Annotated in this window: 15 protein-coding genes; 8 read left to right on the plus strand and 7 right to left on the minus strand. The window is 37.9% G+C overall.

Going from position 1 to position 17,941, the window contains the following annotated elements; genetic code table 11:
• Nucleotides 1–51 precede the first annotated feature (51 nt).
• From G530_RS0113865 to G530_RS0113885, 5 genes are all read left to right on the plus strand, one after another.
• Nucleotides 52–987, plus strand: coding sequence for a threonine ammonia-lyase (locus G530_RS0113865; protein ID WP_026935109.1), 936 nt, complete (start codon nucleotides 52–54; stop codon nucleotides 985–987).
• Nucleotides 988–1,077: 90 nt separating this feature from the next.
• Nucleotides 1,078–4,380, plus strand: a complete 3,303-nt coding sequence (locus G530_RS0113870) for an amidohydrolase family protein (protein WP_035716494.1) — start codon at nucleotides 1,078–1,080, stop codon at nucleotides 4,378–4,380.
• 27 nt (nucleotides 4,381–4,407) lie between these two features.
• A complete protein-coding gene (locus tag G530_RS0113875) occupies nucleotides 4,408–6,213 on the plus strand; it encodes an SLC13 family permease (RefSeq protein WP_026935111.1) in 1,806 nt (601 codons plus the stop codon).
• Between the two features lie 2 nt (nucleotides 6,214–6,215).
• Nucleotides 6,216–6,554 carry a DUF202 domain-containing protein gene (locus tag G530_RS0113880; protein WP_026935112.1) on the plus strand — a complete coding sequence of 113 codons (339 nt, stop codon included), beginning with the start codon at nucleotides 6,216–6,218 and terminating at the stop codon, nucleotides 6,552–6,554.
• Nucleotides 6,555–6,568: 14 nt separating this feature from the next.
• On the plus strand, nucleotides 6,569–6,919 hold the full coding sequence (locus G530_RS0113885; protein WP_026935113.1) for a DUF6122 family protein: 351 nt from the start codon (nucleotides 6,569–6,571) through the stop codon (nucleotides 6,917–6,919).
• Here G530_RS0113885 and G530_RS0113890 read toward each other — a convergent pair.
• The gene (locus G530_RS0113890) at nucleotides 6,916–7,869 is read right to left on the minus strand and encodes a DUF302 domain-containing protein (RefSeq protein WP_026935114.1); all 954 of its coding nucleotides are present in this window, start codon (nucleotides 7,867–7,869) and stop codon (nucleotides 6,916–6,918) included. The genes G530_RS0113885 and G530_RS0113890 overlap by 4 nt on opposite strands.
• 180 nt (nucleotides 7,870–8,049) lie before the next feature.
• On the opposite strand from G530_RS0113890, the gene G530_RS0113895 reads away from it, so the two are divergent.
• Complete coding sequence (locus tag G530_RS0113895) at nucleotides 8,050–8,664, plus strand: deoxynucleoside kinase (protein WP_026935115.1); 615 nt, start codon at nucleotides 8,050–8,052, stop codon at nucleotides 8,662–8,664.
• Between the two features lie 13 nt (nucleotides 8,665–8,677).
• Entirely contained in the window at nucleotides 8,678–9,346 is a 669-nt protein-coding gene (locus G530_RS16985) for a sterol desaturase family protein (RefSeq protein ID WP_035716497.1), read from the plus strand.
• A gap of 68 nt (nucleotides 9,347–9,414) precedes the next feature.
• Here G530_RS16985 and G530_RS0113905 read toward each other — a convergent pair whose 3' ends face one another.
• From G530_RS0113905 to G530_RS0113920, 4 genes are all read right to left on the minus strand, one after another.
• On the minus strand, nucleotides 9,415–10,452 hold the full coding sequence (locus G530_RS0113905) for an App1 family protein (RefSeq protein ID WP_026935116.1): 1,038 nt from the start codon (nucleotides 10,450–10,452) through the stop codon (nucleotides 9,415–9,417).
• An 82-nt stretch (nucleotides 10,453–10,534) separates the two neighbouring features.
• Nucleotides 10,535–12,946, minus strand: a complete 2,412-nt coding sequence (ligD, locus tag G530_RS0113910) for a DNA ligase D (RefSeq protein WP_026935117.1) — start codon at nucleotides 12,944–12,946, stop codon at nucleotides 10,535–10,537.
• A 2-nt stretch (nucleotides 12,947–12,948) separates the two neighbouring features.
• Nucleotides 12,949–13,725 (minus strand): non-homologous end joining protein Ku, encoded by a 777-nt coding sequence (gene ku / locus G530_RS0113915; protein WP_026935118.1) that lies wholly within the window; start codon nucleotides 13,723–13,725, stop codon nucleotides 12,949–12,951.
• Between the two features lies 1 nt (nucleotide 13,726).
• Nucleotides 13,727–13,975, minus strand: a complete 249-nt coding sequence (locus tag G530_RS0113920) for a DUF7218 family protein (protein WP_026935119.1) — start codon at nucleotides 13,973–13,975, stop codon at nucleotides 13,727–13,729.
• Between the two features lie 395 nt (nucleotides 13,976–14,370).
• Between G530_RS0113920 and G530_RS0113925 the strand changes: the two genes are divergently transcribed.
• Nucleotides 14,371–14,763 carry a hypothetical protein gene (locus G530_RS0113925; RefSeq protein ID WP_156888640.1) on the plus strand — a complete coding sequence of 131 codons (393 nt, stop codon included), beginning with the start codon at nucleotides 14,371–14,373 and terminating at the stop codon, nucleotides 14,761–14,763.
• A 56-nt stretch (nucleotides 14,764–14,819) separates the two neighbouring features.
• Here G530_RS0113925 and G530_RS0113930 read toward each other — a convergent pair whose 3' ends face one another.
• Entirely contained in the window at nucleotides 14,820–17,237 is a 2,418-nt protein-coding gene (locus G530_RS0113930; protein WP_026935121.1) for a sodium-translocating pyrophosphatase, read from the minus strand.
• Between the two features lie 133 nt (nucleotides 17,238–17,370).
• On the minus strand, nucleotides 17,371–17,883 hold the full coding sequence (locus G530_RS0113935) for an inorganic diphosphatase (protein WP_011708220.1): 513 nt from the start codon (nucleotides 17,881–17,883) through the stop codon (nucleotides 17,371–17,373).
• Between the last annotated feature and the right edge of the window lie 58 nt (nucleotides 17,884–17,941).

The raw sequence follows: 17,941 nt of genomic DNA on the forward strand, positions 1-17,941 counted from the left end.
TGATATCTCAGGGATTTTTTATTTTCACTCTAAAAATATCAGATCTTGAAAATAGAAAAATTGCATTTGGAAAAAGTACTTGAGCGTGTCCAGCCGCATATTCATCGTACACCGGTATTGAGTTCAAGTCTATTAAATGAAATGGCCGAAACAGATCTCTGGTTCAAGTGTGAAAACTTTCAGAAAATGGGCGCTTTCAAAATGCGCGGTGCCACTAATGCCATTTTAAAACTTTCCGAAGAAAAAAAATCCAAAGGTGTGGTCACCCATTCTTCAGGTAATTTTGCCCAGGCACTTTCTCTTGCGGCAAAAAGCCTGAATGTCCCGGCATATATCGTAATGCCCGATACTGCTCCGGAAGTTAAAAAGGCGGCCGTTAGAACTTATTCCGGTAAAATCACCGAATGTCCTTCAACCATAAAAGACCGGGAAGAAACGGCTAACCAAATTCAGGAAAAAACTGGCGCCACATTTATCCATCCCTCAAATGATATTGATGTGATCTTAGGCCAGGGCACAGCTGCTATGGAATTGCTTCAGGATCATCCAGATCTAGATTATATAGTTTGCCCGGTTGGCGGTGGCGGACTTATCGCAGGTACCGCTCTGGCAGCAAAGTTTTTCGGAAGGAACTGTAAGTGTATTGGAGGAGAGCCTATAGAGGCAGATGATGCATGGCGCTCTCTAAGAAGTGGTAAAATTGAAACAAATGATTCAGCCGAAACTATTGCTGATGGGTTAAAAACGCAGCTTGGCGATCAAAATTTTCCAATAATTCTGGAAAATGTAGATGAAATAATTCGTGTTAGCGAAGAAGAAATAAAGAGTGCACTCAGACTCATCTGGGAACGAATGAAGATCATCGTGGAACCTTCAAGCGCTGTACCTCTTGCCGCGGTTTTAAAGGAGAAAGATAAATTCAAAAATAAACAAGTTGGCATCATAATTTCCGGTGGAAATGTAGATCTCAGCAGCCTCCCATTTTAAGATTTTCGGGGTAGTTTTTTAAATTAAAACAGACCAACTTTCACCTAATTGAAAGATGCTGTATATTTAAGTACTATAAACTACTCGATCATGCACAAATATTTAAAGGTCCCTATCCTTTTACTCCTTATTACAAATTTAAATTCTGCAATAGCTCAAAAAGACGAAAAGAAAGAAGATAAATGGGATGTTTCAGATCCATATCCTGAAGATTGGGAATTTCAAACATTAGATCTTGATACCGATGAAGGCACCTGGATGAATCTGGATGTGAGTCCCGACGGTAAAACAATCGTTTTTGACCTACTTGGTGATATTTATAAAATGCCGGTCAATGGCGGAAAAGCTACCATGTTAAGATCTGGAATCCCTTACGAGGTTCAGCCTAGATTTAGTCCTGATGGGAAGAAAATTTCTTTTACCAGTGATGCCGGTGGCGGGGATAATATCTGGGTAATGGATGCCAATGGGAAAAATGCCAAACAGATCACAGAAGAGAAATTCAGATTATTGAATAATGCGGTCTGGACCCCAGATGGAAATTCACTAATCGCCAGGAAACACTTTACCTCTGGAAGATCTTTAGGTGCAGGTGAAATGTGGCAATATCATGTTGCTGCTAATGGTGGCATTCAGATTACCGAACGTAAGAACGATCAGCAAGATGTAAATGAACCAAGCATAACCTCAGACGGGAAATATCTTTTTTATAGTGAAGACATGTATCCCGGAGGTAATTTCCAGTATAACAAAGATCCAAATAAGCAGATCTACGTTATAAAAAGGTATGAATTTAAAACGGGTGAAACCATTACTATAACCGGCGGACCCGGCGGAGCTGCAAGGCCAGAAGTCTCCCCTGACGGAACAAAACTTGCTTTTGTAAAACGCATAAGAACGAAATCTGTACTTTTTATTCATGATCTTGAAACCGGAGAAGAATGGCCGGTTTTTGACAAATTGAACAAGGATCAGCAGGAAGCGTGGGCGATCTTTGGGGTATATCCAAATTTCAGCTGGATGCCAAATAATAAGGAATTGGTCTTCTGGGCTGATGGAAAGATCAATATAGTGAATATTGAAACTTATGATGTCTCAGAGATCCCTTTCCAGGTTTCAGCAAAGATCAGGATAGCAGAAACACTGCAGACAGATCATGAAGTATATTCAGAAATTTTTGATGCGAAAGTAATTCGCCATGCAGTCACTTCTCCCGACGGAAAAACTCTGGTTTTTAATGCCGTTGGTTATTTATGGAAAAAATCACTCCCAAACGGAAAACCTCAGCGTATTACCGATTCAGAAGATTTTGAATTCGAACCAGATTTTTCTCCAGATGGCAAACATATTATTTACGTAACCTGGAATGATTCAGAACTTGGAAGCATTAAGCGTGTTTCATTATCTGGAGGATCACCTGAAGAACTTACCACCAGAAAAGGTATTTATAGAAATCCGTCTTACTCCAACAACGGTAAAATGATCGTATTCTCCAAAGAGAGCGGGAATAGCGATCAGGGGCAGACTTTTACCAAAGAGCCAGGAGTTTATATCATGACTTCAGAAGGAAAAGATGAAAAGAGACTAGTGAATTCGGGTCTTTTTCCAATATTTAATGCTGATGACACGAGAATTTTCTTTCAAACGGGTGGTTATTTCTTTGGAAGTATTACTAAAACCTTAAAAAGTGTAGACCTTAATGGTAAGGACGAAAAAGCGCATATAAATTCAAAATATGCCAACAGGATACTGCCTAGTCCAGATAACAAATGGATACTTTTCAGTAACCTGCACAAAGCCTATGTGGCGCCATTTGCTGTGACTGGTCAACCAGTAGACCTCGCACCAGATTCTAAAACATTGCCTGTAACCCAGGTTTCCAAAGATGCAGGTGTGAATTTACACTGGTCTAATAATAGCACAAAAATTCACTGGACACTGGGAGATGAATATTTCACAAATGATATTGAACAGCGATTTACTTTCTTGAAAAATTCGCCAGATTCCATTCCTCCTGTAACCGAAAAAGGAATCAAGGTTGGTCTTAAAATAAAGACTGATGTGCCTGAAGGGGTGATCGCATTTACTAATGCCCGCATTATTACAATGAACGGTGACGAGGTAATTGAAAATGGAAGTATTGTTATAAAAGGGAATAAGATTGAAGCCATAGGAAAGACTGGCGGCGTGAGTATTCCTTCCTCAGCCAAAACTTATAATGCTGAAGGCAAAACGATCATGCCCGGGATCGTAGATTCTCATGCTCATATTGGAGCTTTCAGATACGGCCTAACACCTAAAAAACACTGGCCATCTTATGCTAATCTCGCCTTTGGGGTAACTACTGCGCATGATCCTTCAGCTTTGAGCGAAACTGTATTCGGGATCGCTGAATTGATCAAAAGTGGTGACATGATCGGGCCTAGGTTATATTCCACTGGCATCATTCTTTATGGTGCAGATGGTGATTTTAAAGCTGAGATCAACAGTATAGATGATGCGAGATCTGCAATTAGAAGAACCAAGGCTTTTGGTGCTACTTCAGTAAAAAGTTATAATCAGCCGCGACGTGAACAAAGACAGCAGGTGCTTCTGGCAGCAAAAGAACTTAATATGAATGTAGTTCCGGAAGGTGGTTCTACTTTTTTCCATAATATGAATATGATCGTTGATGGTCATACGGGAATTGAGCATAATATTCCGGTAGCTCCGGTTTATAAAGATGTATTGAGTCTTTGGGGAACTTCAAATACCGGCTATACTCCTACCCTAATCGTAAATTACGGTGGAATAAATGGAGAGTATATTTTCTATGATAAAAGCAATGTCTGGGAAAATGAAAGACTGCTAACCTTTACCCCTCGCGAGTTAGTAGATTCAAGGTCCAGGCACAGAACAAAGTTGCCTGAAGAAGAATATGAAAATGGTCCTATTCTGGTTTCTGAAACTGCTAAAGCATTAAGCGATGAAGGCGTAAAAGTGAACATGGGTGCTCACGGACAATTACAGGGATTGGGTGCTCACTGGGAACTATGGTTACTGCAAATGGGCGGAATGACCAATATGGAAGCTCTTAGAACTGCAACAATAAACGGAGCGGAATATATAGGGATGGATAAGGAAATAGGATCTCTTGAAAAAGGTAAGCTCGCCGATCTTATCGTCCTGGAAAAAAACCCGCTGGAGGATATTAGAAATTCAGAATCTGTAATCTATACCATGGTGAATGGACGACTTTTCGATGCAAAAACAATGAACCAGATAGGGAACGAACCGGAAGAAAGAACTAACTTTTACTGGGAAAACAATAAATATAATGCTGCTTTCAAGTGGCACGAAAGCACCCAAAGCTTTACCAGACCTACTTGCGTATGCCATAGTACAGGAAATTAACTTTTAGCATGACATAACACCAGAGGCATGGAATTGTATCTAACAGTCGCGATTATCATCATAGGGATCATTCTCTTTGTGCGTGATTATTTTTCGATAGATACAACTTCCATCGTCATCATGGCTCTTTTTATAGTTTCTGGAGTATTAAGTCCTGAAGAGGGATTCTCGGGGTTTAACCATCCTGCAACTATCACCCTTGGCTGTATGTTCGTGGTAAGCGCTGCCGTATTCAAATCTGGGCTTATAGATGGGCTTAGTGCCAAACTCATTAAGATCGCCAGGATCAATTATTTCCTGGCGCTGGTATCATTAAGTGTAACTTCAGCAGTACTATCAGCCTTTATAAATGATTCTGCCGTAGTGGCAATATTGATTCCGGTAGCATTACTAGTTTGCAGGGAAGCAAATATTAGCCCGGCCCGGTTACTTATTCCCATATCTTTTTCGGCTCTATTCGGCGGCACCTGTACCTTAATTGGAACTTCCACAAATATCCTTGTAAGCAGTTATGCTGAAAAATTAGGTTCTGAAGCTTTCGGTATGTTCGAATTTTCACTGGCAGCACTTTGTTTACTTGCGATTGGATTAACCTACATCTTCATTGTAGGACCAATATTACTACCTAAAAGAGATCTGCCTGAAAATGCAGGATTAAAAAAGGAAGCCGAAAAATATATGGCTGAGATCGAACTGCTGAGTGATAGTGATGATGTAGACAGATCTATTGCAGAATCTTTGCTGGTGAATGACTACAAGGTACAGATCCTGAGGATAAAAAGGAAACATTACCGGGTTTATGAAATAAATGGAGAGACTGTTCTTAGGGAAAATGACCTGGTTAGAATTCTTGTAGATCCTGTTAATCTCGCAAAATTAAAAGTAAAGAAGGGACTCTCGGTAAAGGGAGACAAAGAAAACGTACGTGATGTTGAACCTAATGACAGTATAACACCTAAAAGTACTCCGCCAAATGAAGAAAAGAAAATCTATGAGGTTATGATCCCTTATGGATCTGAACTGGCAGGAAGATCGATAAAACAGATCAACTTTAGAAGTACTTATTATGCTTCGGTTTTAGCCATTAGGCACAGAAAAGAAACGATCACTGAAGATGTTTCCCAGGTAGTGCTAAAAGAAGGTGATATGATGTTATTGTTTGCCTCTGAAAAAGCTATATCGTTACTGGCTTCAGAAAAACTGATAGTTACACTTTCTGAATATCAGGGAAGAAGCGTAGACTATAAAAAGGCAATTCCAGCATTACTAATTGTAATCGGAGTAGTCTCTGCAGCAGCATTTAATATTACTTCGATCCTTATAAGCGCCATGATAGGAAGTCTTTTGCTAGTTACTTTAACTATTTTAAAACCGCAGGAGGCTTATGAAGCTATAGAATGGAAAGTGATTTTTATGATCGCCGGGGTATTGTCCATGGGAAAAGCCCTGGAAAAGACCGGGGGATCAGATATTATTTCACAATATATATTCGAATCCCTGGGTGGTTTGGATCCCAGATGGACCTTAAGTTTAATATTTCTATTTACATTTTTATCTACAAATGTATTATCCAGCAAGGCTGCAGCTGCATTAATGACCCCCATTGTTATAAGTCTTGCCGCCGCCATGCAGTTGAGTGAAAAGCCATTCTTGATAGGTGTTATGTTCGCTTGTTCCCTTACATTTATGACTCCGGTTAGTTATCCTGTAAATACTATGGTGTATGCTCCTGGAAATTATAGGTTCAGAGATTTTTTAATGTTCGGAACACCCCTTAACTTTATCATCTGGATCGCAGCGTCCTTTATAATCCCAATATTTTTTCCCTTTTGAATATGAGAAGAGTAAAACTGCACAATCCGTTTAAAACGAGAATAATCGATGAAAAACTGGTACGTGAACATTTAGCCCTCGAACGAACAAAACTTGCTAATGAACGTACATTATTATCATATATACGTGCTTCTATCTACCTATTGATAAGTGGCCTGGCATTGTTACAAATTAAAGAATATCAAGGAATAAGCCTTATGTGGGTGGGTTACCTTTCCCTTTTAATATGCGTGCTTTTTCTAATAGTAGGTTTTTCGAGGTATATTGCGCTGGAAAGAAAATTAAACCGACTGTTACAGCCAGATGAGGAGGATGAATCAGAAAATAAAAGGAATAATTAAAATCTAATTTCCGCTTGCAACAAATAGTTCACTATTCATTTCATTTTCTGGTTATAGGCCTTCTTGCTTACCTATATGACAAAGAAAACTGGTTGAAATACTGGGCAATTCTAGCGGCCACCATGCTCGTTGATCTGGATCATTTAGTAGCCGTTCCCATGTTTGATCCAGACAGATGTAGTATTGGCTTTCACCCATTGCATACAGAAATAGCGATCACAGTTTATATTTTAGGAATGATCTTCGTAAAACACAGAATTATCAGACTTATTTTTATAGGCCTGTTCTTCCATATGCTTACAGATTTTATAGACTGTATCTGGACGTATTCTAAATGTGCCACCTGTTTACAGGACGTCTTTTAATTACCGGTTGCCACCTTAGAAAGGTTGTCTAAAGCTGTATTGATGGTATTGAGAATTTCCTCACTATTTTCTACTGAATGTCGACCAGCTATAAAAAACGGATCATTATAAGAAACATATACTTCTCCTTCTGAATTCTCCCAGACTAACATTTTTTGAGGAAGATCTAAACCGATACTCTGTTCCTTCTGCATCAACGGCGTACCTAGATTTGGATTTCCAAAAATAATAACCCTGGTAGGATCTAATTCTAAACCTACTCTGGCGGCGTTTGCCTGATGGTCCAGTTCAGCCATAATACTAATATTGGGATTTGAATCCAGTGCATTTTTTAAAGCTGAATAAGAATCTTCAAAACTCAGTTCACTTTGTTTTGTTATAATCCCTTCTTTAGAACCAACAGTTTGCTGATCTGCCGCTAGTATTTCATTTTTTGAAACTCCTGAAACCAGGTTCGCCAGAGCACCAGATATTTTAGATAATGTCTCAACTCCATCCAGCTCATGTCTGGACCTTAAATATTCTACATTATTATATAGAATTATATCCTTCTTATTCTCGCCTTTATAAAACAAAACTTTCTGTGGCAGATCTAATCCCGCCAGCTGATTTCTTTGCATTAAAGGAGTTCCTAAATTTGGGTTACCAAAAAAGATAATTCTGGTATAATTGAGATCCTCATCGATAGATTTGGCATTTTGAGCATGATCAACTTCAGCGACAATACCTATAGCCTCGTTTTTATTAAGTGTTTGCCTAAATTGGTTATAAGCACCCTGTATGGCAACCTCGCTCATGGAGTATTTTGTACCAACTGGAAATTCTGTAGACATAAATCTTTCAGGATTATTAAGGTTTATATCTGCAGTCGCTAAATTTTGCTCATTTTCATTTTCAGTACAGGAAATAAAGGCCAGAAAAAGCCCAGCGGAAAGGATTATATTTTTCATAACTATCAATTTTGAAATTAAAATTAACTTCATAAAAACTTATTATTCAACTAATTAATAATTTTTAACGGCTAATTGTTAAGTAGCTGAAAAATTTCTACGCAGTCTGTCAACTATACCTCCCATTTTAAATCAATTATTTTATCTTTACAGACCTTAATTCAGCCTAAGAAATCAATTATGCATGTAGCCATCGCCGGAAACATTGGTGCAGGAAAAACCACTCTAACCAGATTACTCGCTAAACATTACAACTGGGAACCTCAGTTTGAAGACGTACTGGAGAATCCATATTTAGAAGACTTCTATAACAAAATGGAACGTTGGTCGTTTAATTTACAGATCTATTTTTTAAATAGCAGGTTCAGACAAATATTGCAGATTAGAGAAAGTGGTAAAAAGATCATTCAGGATAGAACGATCTATGAGGATGCATACATTTTTGCTCCTAACCTACATGCGATGGGATTAATGACCAATAGAGATTTTGAAAATTATAAATCACTATTCGATCTAATGGAAAGTGTGGTGCAGGGTCCGGATCTTCTTATTTATCTAAGAAGCAGTATTCCTAACCTGGTCCAGCAAATTCATAGTAGAGGTCGGGATTATGAAAATACGATCTCAATTGATTATTTAAGCAGGCTGAATGAAAGATATGAAGCCTGGGTTCATAATTACGACAAAGGAAATTTATTAATAATTGATGTAGATAATATTAACTTTGTAGATAATCCTGAAGATCTCGGAGATATTATTAACAGGATCGACGGGGAGTTACACGGACTTTTTTAAAAGAAAGGGCATTATGGAATCAACGAAATTAAAAAGACCAAAACATAAGGGATCACCAAAGTTGTTTGACAATCCTATATTAGAAAAATTAACGCATACGCATATATCACTACCATTGATAATTTTTGGAGTGATATCTATAGCGCTGGTTTATTACGGAATCATAGAAAAAGGTTTTGAAGCTCCGGCTATGATAGGGCTTTTCCTTGCAGGATTATTCTTTTTCACTTTTATTGAATATGTAATGCACAGGTATTTATACCATATACCTGCAACTACTCCTAAAAAGCAGAAATTATCTTATACCATGCACGGTGTGCATCATGATTACCCAAAAGATAAGTCAAGACTAGCTATGCCTCCGGTACTTAGTTTGGTGATCGCCACGGTATTATTCATTATATATCGAGCGGTTTTGGGTGACTATGTATTTGGTTTTCTTGCTGGTTTTTTAATTGGTTATGCTGGTTATCTAGCCGTGCACTATTCGGTTCATGCATTCAAAGTACCAAATAACTTTCTCAAAATATTATGGCATCACCATAGTATTCACCACTACAGAGAGTCAGACAGAGCGTTTGGAGTGTCGTCTCCATTATGGGACCATATCTTTAGAACAATGCCTAGAAAAGCACCTAATAGTCAACGTGCCGCAGTAGGAACAAGTATAGATCCTAGTTAAAGTACATTCACATTAAATAGAAAAGATCCCAAAAATTTCGCGATCTTTTTGTTCATATATCTTTTAGGCTACTTTATAAAGCCATTCTCCCGGGCGTGTTTTTCAGCTTCATTAGAGTTTTCTGCCAGTAAAACTGGTACGGTATCAAAATTATCGATCAAACTCCTCACCCTCTCCATTTGCTTTTTGTGCTTTACACTTCGTAAATAAATAGCCATTATCCTGTCTGAATATTGAGCAGCAATATCTGTATAAATACTTGCATCGTGCTCCCCGCTGTCTCCAATTAATATAAATTTCATATCGGGATAAGTCTTAAGAATATTGGTGATCTCTTTCTGTTTATGAGGCTTCTCAGGCTTTAAAGATCTATCGAATGGTGTTACAAAATCTCTAAGTAAAATTGGCCCTTTTGGAAAGCCATTATGATCCAGGAATAATTTCAAATACTCATATAAATTCCAGGGGCTATTACTCAAATAGAAAATTGGATTCTTAGATGCTCCACCCCTACCGTTATGTAATTTTTGATAAAGGTCTGGCGCGCCTTTAAAGGGAATCCTTTCGTAGGCGTTAGTTAATAGAGAATTTTTTAACAGGCGAAGTTTTAAAAAAGAAGTTACTCCTGTCTGTAAGATTGTATCATCTATATCACTAATCACTCCGTATTCTGCATCTATCTGTGGTACCAGAAATTCCCCAATGGCAGGATCATCTATAATTTCGGTCCTGGGAGCCAGTTCATTTCTATAATAAACCTCATACTCCAGCCAGCCTTCCTCATTGGCATGTTCAGATAAATTCTCCTCTATAGTTTTATCAAAAAGGAAGTACCCTTCATCATCTGTAGTTCCGGTTAGATTTAATTTATCCCGCAGGATCAATTGCATTTTTGCATCGGGAACCTCAAAACTGTCAAATTGTTTCCATGTATTTTTTATGGTTCTCCAAATAGACTGGTCTTTTACAATATGCAAAGGTTCATTATCCAGGACACGACCTTTTACATATAAATGTGAATAAGTACCATAACTTCTATAAGGCAACACATAAACCTGATCCAGATTTTTGTATCTGCCCAATACTTTTTTAAAACGTTTACGCATTAAGACTGGTGGTTTTTCTCAATTTACTTTTTATTCTGAAAAAGCTTGAAAATAGCTGCCAGTTTTATAAAACATTTAATATCTACAGGCTATTTAGCCTTTCCAGGGAAGCTTCCATGTCTAATTTATTTTTTAAAACCTTACTGAATAGATCTCCCTTTTGTTTCAATCTTTCAGGCATATTTTGAAGATTAAAATCAGTGATCTTTAACCCAGGTTTTAATTCATTCCATTCTAAAGGAGCAGATACCGGGGCGCCTTTACGAGGTCTTACGCAATATGGAGAAACCAAAGTTTGTCCTCTCCTATTCTGAAGATAATCCAGATAAATTTTACCCTTTCTACTCTTTACCGCCCTGGCCATACTGGTTAAATCCTTCGACCGTTCCTGAATGAAATAGCAAATAAGCTTTGTAAAATCTCTTGCCTCAGTATAGGTGTATTCAGCAGCTAATGGAATATAAATATGAAGTCCGCTGGATCCTGAAGTCTTGCAATAGGCCTCTATCTTTGCAGTGTCTAATATTTCCCGGGTGATCTGCGCTACTTCAATTACTTCTTCAAAAGAATTTTTATCTGAAGGGTCCAGATCTATTACCGTATAATCTGGTTTATCCAGATCCTGTATACGAGAGCTCCATGGATTGATCTCAATGCAGCCTAAATTCGCCATATATAATAGGGTTGCCTCATTTTGGCAAAGCATATATTCAATATCTTTATCTGAAGATTTTGAATGGATCTTAATTGTTTCGATCCATTTTTCCAGTAAGCCTTCATTATCCTTCTGATAGAATCCGGTTTTGTTAATCCCATTGGGATGTCGATGCAGGTTTTGTGGTCTGTCTTTGAGGTATGGAAGAATATATTCTGAAATTTTTAAATAATAATCTATGAGATCATATTTTCTCAAACCGGAATCTGGCCAGTAGACTTTTTCCAGATTTGTGAAATTCACTCTGATGCCATCTATTTCTAATGAATTTGACCCCGTAGATTTGCTCTTTACTTGCTTTATAGTTTCCGTGTCTGCTTTGATCTCCTGCGGAAATTTATCTTCCCTTAAACCTTTATAAACAGGATGACGCATAAGGCCTGCTTTGGTCCATTCTGAAAATATTACTTCGCAAATTAGTTCCGGAGAGACCCAGGTAGGCTTTCTACCTTTCAAATTTGGCTTCTTATTAAATGGACATTTTTCAACCTCCAGTTTTTGCATTTTTCCGAGTAGCTTTTTCTGCTCAGCGTTTGAAAATCCGGTGCCACAATTGCCAATATATTGAAGCTTTCCTTCCTTTTTAGCGCCTAGAATGAGGGAGCCAAAAATTGAACCTTTAGATTCTGTAAATCCACAAATAAGGGTCTCCATACTCTCGTGAGCTTTTATCTTTAACCAGCTCTCACTCCTATAACCCGGTGAATAAATAGAATCTGATTTTTTCGCGATCACACCTTCCATCCCGGCCTCAATAGCTTTATCATAAAAGGCAATCCCCATTCCTTCGATATGATCGCAATATTCGGTTATAACTGTATCCTCAAGTACTTCTGGAATTAAACTTTTTCTTTCGATCAATGGTAAATTCAGCATACTATGATCATTGAGATAAAGCATATCAAAAACAAAAAATTTCAGGCTGCCATTTGTAGAGGAACTATAATTCTGAAGTTCCTGAAATATTGGCAATCCATTTTTATCAAGTACTACCACTTCCCCATCCAGAATCACATCATGAGGAATTAGTTCCAGGTCCTTTACGAGGTTCGGGAATTTAGAATTATAGGAAATTCCGTTACGGGAGTGAATAGAAACTTTAGAATTCTGAATGTTTGCGATCAATCTATAACCATCCCATTTTAATTCGTAGATCCAATCCGGTTTATTGAAAATTTTCTTTGCAGTTGTGGCCAGCATAGGCTTAACCGGATCTCCTGGATTTAACTTCCTTACCTTACCCTCTAATGTGGCACTGGATGAAGATGAATATGACTCTGCATCATAGTTAAGATCTGTAGAGTATTTATCCTTCTTTTTTATCAACAACCACTGCTTCTGGTCATCGCCTCTCTTTGTGCGTACCAGTGCAAATTCCCCTTTTAATTTTGTACCAGAAAGAATGATCTTCAGGTTACCTTCTTCAAGTTGATCTAATAATTCCTTTTTGATCCCGGACTTAAAGGTTCCAGAATCCCATATTTTCATCACTCCGGCACCATAATTACCTTTTGGAATTGTGCCTTCAAAATTTAGATATTTAATGGGATGATCTTCGGTTTGTATAGCGAGTCGCTTATCTGAAGGGTTCATGGACGGGCCTTTGGGAACAGCCCAGCTTTTTAGAACTCCATCAATTTCAAGACGAAGATCGTAATGTAGACGGCTGGCTTTATGTCTCTGAATTACAAAACGGCCCTTGTTTTCATTATTTATTTCAGCAGGAGGCTCCGGAGTATTATCAAAATCCCTTTTCCTGATGTAGTCTTCTAAGGCCATTTTCAGGAGGCTTTACCTTTTTTCTTCTTTTCAAGACTGGCTTTTAACTGAGCCATAAGATCTTTAGCAGGAGTTGGTTTGCTATCAAAGTCTTCTTTCTTCGGTTTCTTCCCGGTCGCTTTAGAATCAATAATTTTCATTAATTGATCATTATAGACGTCCTTATATTTTGAAAAATCAAATGCTGTAGTGTATTGGTCAATCAAGGAAATAGCCATGTCCACTTCTTTTTTTGTAACCTTAGATTTAGATAATTTCAATTCTCCAGGATCCCTGATCTCATCTTCAAATCGAATCACATGTAAGACCAGGGTATTTTCATACACTCCTACCAGACTTAGGTGTTCTTTTTGACGCATTACAAAGGTAGCGACTCCTAATTTTTCTGTCTTTTTGAGAGCATCACGAAGTAGATTATAAGATTTTCCACCTTCTTTCTGAGGTTCCAGAAAATACGGCTTCTTGAAAAGCACATCAGCAACGGCAGACTCTTCAATGAATTCTTCGATATCAATGGTTTTACTTTTCTTCATATTGGCGGCTTCAAAATCTTCCTTTTCCAGAATCACATAATCCTCGTCCTTCTTAAAGCCCTTCACTATATCCTTCCACTCAACCTCCTTACCAGTGTCTTCATTTACACGTTTATATCTAATTTTACCATTATCCCGGCGATCTAACATATCAAGATCAAGTTTACGGTCTTCAGACCCCGAGTACATTTTGATTGGTATGGAAACCAAACCAAAACTAATTGAACCATTCCAGATCGACCTCATATTAATGGTTTCTAAGCGCCTTTATTAATTGATCTTTAGACATATCGCTTCTACCTTCTATTCCAATCTCTCTGGCTTTCTCATACAACTCTTCCCTGGTCCTTTCCTCATATTTTTCTGCCTTTCCTCCCTTTTTTCCTGAATTCGGATCATTAGAGATCCTTGCAGCCTTTTCCTTACTCATTCCTTCATCAACAAGTTTCTCGTATTGCTCATCATTCTTAATTCTAGGTCCATGATCTTTAGCCATAATTTTAGAGTTTTGATTTTCAATATTAAAGCTACGAGTTTTGAAGAACCATTAATAGAATAGGATTTCAGATTAACCAGATTTTAACCAGCCAGGATTAAATATTAAGACTTTTTTAAGAAAATGAAAATCTGTAATTCCCTAAAGCCTTTGCTTATAGTAGATCTAAAATCTAAGACCATAAAGAGTCTTAAGAATTACCAAAATATCTGGTTAAAAAAGTTAATAATCTGGCATTTTTTTTCTTCCACTTATATTTTTATAACTAACTAAATTCGTGAAATTTTTATTCAAACTTAAATGTTGGAGGAGGTAGAGTTATGCAATTTGGTCAGAAGAAGAAAACTATCGAATTACTTGAAAAATTAAGAATCAGAAATTACAAAAGTGCGTTTATGTATAAGATCGCCTATACAAATGAAAATAGGTTGATCTTAAAAAATTTCTATCGCCAATTGTACGCACAGAAAATTACTTTTATTGAAGAAATAGAGGAGCGGATCGAACTGTTGAAAAAAGAAATTTCGCCCATTCCAGATCCTAAAATGCTTTCATTTTATAAGAGAAAAAAATGTGAGTTATCCCAGCTATATCTAAAGTACAAAATGAAAAACAGGTTTTCTGATTTTCATCGCAGAGAACAGAAATGTTTAAAACAATACGCCAAGTATTTATCAGTTATTAATCACGCTTTGGTGAGGGAATTATTGCTTGCACATAAACATAAAATCAAAAGCAATATTGTTGAAATGAATAATACCGGAGTTATGAAATTTCCTATTGCATAAAATAAAAATCTCCACCTTGGCTGGCGGAGATTTTCATTATAATTAACTGAATCCTGCTATTTCAGAGCATCTATCTGCTTCTGAACCTCCAGCTCTGATCCTTCAAAATCAAAAGTTTCAGTATAGGTTTCACCATCATTAGATTTAGTTACGACTACGTAAGCCACTACCTTATCATTTTCAGTATTTGTTTCAATCTTTACTTCCTTAGAAATTATTTTTGCATCTTCATCCTGTTTAGCAAGCATAACCGTTTCTTCCAGATTTGGAATATCCCCTTCTGTATGTCCTCCCAGAATCGGGGCGATCACCAGACCTATAAGACAGGTTAGCTTAATAAGGATGTTCATAGAAGGTCCCGAGGTATCTTTAAACGGATCTCCAACAGTATCACCAGTTACAGCAGCCTTATGAGCATCAGATCCTTTATAAGTCATTTCCCCATTAATCATTACCCCGGCTTCAAATGATTTCTTAGCATTATCCCATGCCCCTCCAGCATTATTCTGAAAAATAGCCCATAACACACCACTAACCGTTACTCCGGCCATATAGCCTCCCAGCATTTCGGCGATAAGAACATTTTCGTATCCAAACAACATTGGCAGAAAGGCGATTACAATAGGAAACCCGATAGTAATTACACCAGGTAATAACATTTCTTTCAGCGCAGCTTCCGTAGAAATAGCCACACATTTATCATATTCAGGTTTTCCTGTCCCTTCCATGATACCTGGAATTTCTTTAAACTGTCTTCTTACCTCTCTTACCATTTGCATGGCCGCTTTCCCTACAGAACTCATAGCAAGGGCAGAGAATACCACCGGCACCATCCCCCCAACGAATAACATTGCCAGGACAGGAGCCTTAAAGATGTTAATCCCGTCAATTCCTGTAAAAGTTACATAGGCCGCAAATAGCGCTAATGAGGTTAATGCTGCAGATGCGATCGCAAATCCTTTTCCAGTTGCCGCTGTTGTATTTCCCACGGAATCTAGAATATCTGTTCTTTCACGAACTTCTGAAGGTAATTCGCTCATTTCAGCAATACCACCTGCATTATCTGCAATTGGCCCGAATGCATCAATAGCTAATTGCATAGCAGTTGTTGCCATCATTGCAGAAGCAGCCAACGCAACACCGTAGAATCCTGCAAAGGCATAAGATGCCCAGATTGCTGCAGCGAATAATAAAATAGAAAAGAATGTAGAGATCATCCCGGTTGATAGTCCGGCGATTATATTCGTTGCGGCACCTGTACTGGAATTCTGAACGATGCTCATCACAGGTTTTTTACCTAATCCAGTATAATATTCAGTAACTGCAGATATCACTCCACCAACAATTATCCCCACTAAAGAGGCGTAGAATACATTAAGTGAACTTATAGATTTCATTTCAAAACCTTCCTGACCACCAACAAAGAATCCCATGGTCATAGGTTCTGATGGTAACATCCAGGTCACTAAGAAGTAACTGGCAATGGCTACAAGGATAATAGATACCCAGTTACCGATATTCAAAGCTTTCTGTACTTCAGATTCTTTGGCGTCATTAGATTTAATACGAACCAGTAAAGTTCCTATGATCGAAATGATAATTCCAACACCGGCAATAGCCATTGGCAATAGAATTGGGCCTATACCACCGAAACCTGCAGAGGTAATATCACCTCCCATGTCTTTGATGATATAATTTCCAAGAACCATGGCCGCAAGAACTGTGGCTACATAACTACCAAAAAGGTCGGCTCCCATTCCTGCAACGTCACCAACATTATCTCCTACATTATCTGCAATAGTTGCCGGGTTACGAGGGTCATCTTCAGGAATTCCAGCTTCCACCTTACCTACAAGATCTGCTCCTACATCGGCAGCTTTGGTATAAATACCACCACCCACACGAGCGAAAAGTGCTATAGACTCTGCTCCAAGAGAGAATCCTGCAAGGGTTTCCAGCACGATGGTCATTTGGTCTGTATTAGTCCATTCGCCTCCCATAAAATAGTGAAAGAACAAAATAAAGAATCCGGTAAGACCCAAAACGGCTAAACCGGCCACTCCAAGTCCCATAACTGTACCACCTCCAAAGGACACGTTAAGTGCTTTTGGTAAACTGGTTCTGGCAGCCTGGGTAGTTCTTACATTCGTTTGGGTTGCGATCTTCATTCCCATATTTCCTGCAAGTGCAGAAAAGAATGCTCCGAAGATAAATGCTACTATAATTAAATAATGTGTAGTAGGAACAAAATAAGCGATTGCAGCCAATGCAATACTGGCACCAATCACAAAAAGGGTTAATAACTTATATTCTGCTTTTAAAAAGGCGAGCGCCCCTTCATAGATGTGAGCTGAAATTTCTTTCATTTTTCCGTCGCCGGAGTCCTGTTTCATCACCCAGGATCTTTTGACCCACATATAAATGAGTCCGATTATTGCCAGCGCCGCAGGCATATAAATCATTATTGCTTCCATAAATTAGCTAGGTTAATTTGTTAATTATTTATTAATGCCAGCTAATGTAGTAAAATTGACAACAATTAAAAAAGCAATAACTTTTTAAGGTTATTGCTTTTAATATCTCAATATATATGGATAATATTTATGATTATATACCGAAGCGTGATTTATCACCTTCATAATTCTCAAATCGCTCCACACATTGTCTTATAATTTCCCGTGCTTCATTAGCGTCGCCGAAATCACCTGTATCAACCTTTTTCTTCTCAAGATCTTTATAAACTTTAAAGAAATGTTCGATCTCTTTGATCATGTGACCGTTCAATTCTTTCAGGTCATTTAATCTATTCCAGATAGGATCTGAAACCGGTACACAGATGATCTTTTCATCAGGTCCTTTTTCATCGGCCATATGAAAAACACCAATAGGCTTAACTTCCATCACAATCCCCGGGAACGTAGGTTCAGAAACCAGTACAAGTACATCTAGTGGATCTTCATCCAGTGCTAAAGTATTAGGAATAAAACCATAATCTGCAGGATACATCATCGAAGAGAAGATCATCCTATCGTAACGAACTTTTTTCAGTTCAAAATCATATTCGTATTTATTTCTACTCCCTTTTGGGATCTCGATCAATACATCAAAAGTATCAGACATTTTTCTTTTTTCTTTTCATTAAAATTAAGGGGTGCAAATATAGTTATTTCTGATCTTT

Source organism: Christiangramia echinicola DSM 19838 (assembly GCF_000423065.1).
GTDB classification, from domain to species: domain Bacteria; phylum Bacteroidota; class Bacteroidia; order Flavobacteriales; family Flavobacteriaceae; genus Christiangramia; species Christiangramia echinicola.

What these genes read in the sequence shown, in the direction of transcription:
- G530_RS0113870 (WP_035716494.1), top strand. Translation starts at nt 1,078, where the DNA reads ATGCACAAATATTTAAAGGTCCCTATCCTTTTACTCCTTATTACAAAT.
- G530_RS0113875 (WP_026935111.1), top strand. Translation starts at nt 4,408, where the DNA reads ATGGAATTGTATCTAACAGTCGCGATTATCATCATAGGGATCATTCTC.
- G530_RS0113880 (WP_026935112.1), top strand. Translation starts at nt 6,216, where the DNA reads ATGAGAAGAGTAAAACTGCACAATCCGTTTAAAACGAGAATAATCGAT.
- G530_RS0113890 (WP_026935114.1), bottom strand. Translation starts at nt 7,869, where the DNA reads ATGAAAAATATAATCCTTTCCGCTGGGCTTTTTCTGGCCTTTATTTCC.
- G530_RS0113895 (WP_026935115.1), top strand. Translation starts at nt 8,050, where the DNA reads ATGCATGTAGCCATCGCCGGAAACATTGGTGCAGGAAAAACCACTCTA.
- G530_RS16985 (WP_035716497.1), top strand. Translation starts at nt 8,678, where the DNA reads ATGGAATCAACGAAATTAAAAAGACCAAAACATAAGGGATCACCAAAG.
- G530_RS0113905 (WP_026935116.1), bottom strand. Translation starts at nt 10,452, where the DNA reads ATGCGTAAACGTTTTAAAAAAGTATTGGGCAGATACAAAAATCTGGAT.
- ligD (WP_026935117.1), bottom strand. Translation starts at nt 12,946, where the DNA reads ATGGCCTTAGAAGACTACATCAGGAAAAGGGATTTTGATAATACTCCG.
- ku (WP_026935118.1), bottom strand. Translation starts at nt 13,725, where the DNA reads ATGAGGTCGATCTGGAATGGTTCAATTAGTTTTGGTTTGGTTTCCATA.
- G530_RS0113920 (WP_026935119.1), bottom strand. Translation starts at nt 13,975, where the DNA reads ATGGCTAAAGATCATGGACCTAGAATTAAGAATGATGAGCAATACGAG.
- G530_RS0113925 (WP_156888640.1), top strand. Translation starts at nt 14,371, where the DNA reads ATGTATAAGATCGCCTATACAAATGAAAATAGGTTGATCTTAAAAAAT.
- G530_RS0113930 (WP_026935121.1), bottom strand. Translation starts at nt 17,237, where the DNA reads ATGGAAGCAATAATGATTTATATGCCTGCGGCGCTGGCAATAATCGGA.
- G530_RS0113935 (WP_011708220.1), bottom strand. Translation starts at nt 17,883, where the DNA reads ATGTCTGATACTTTTGATGTATTGATCGAGATCCCAAAAGGGAGTAGA.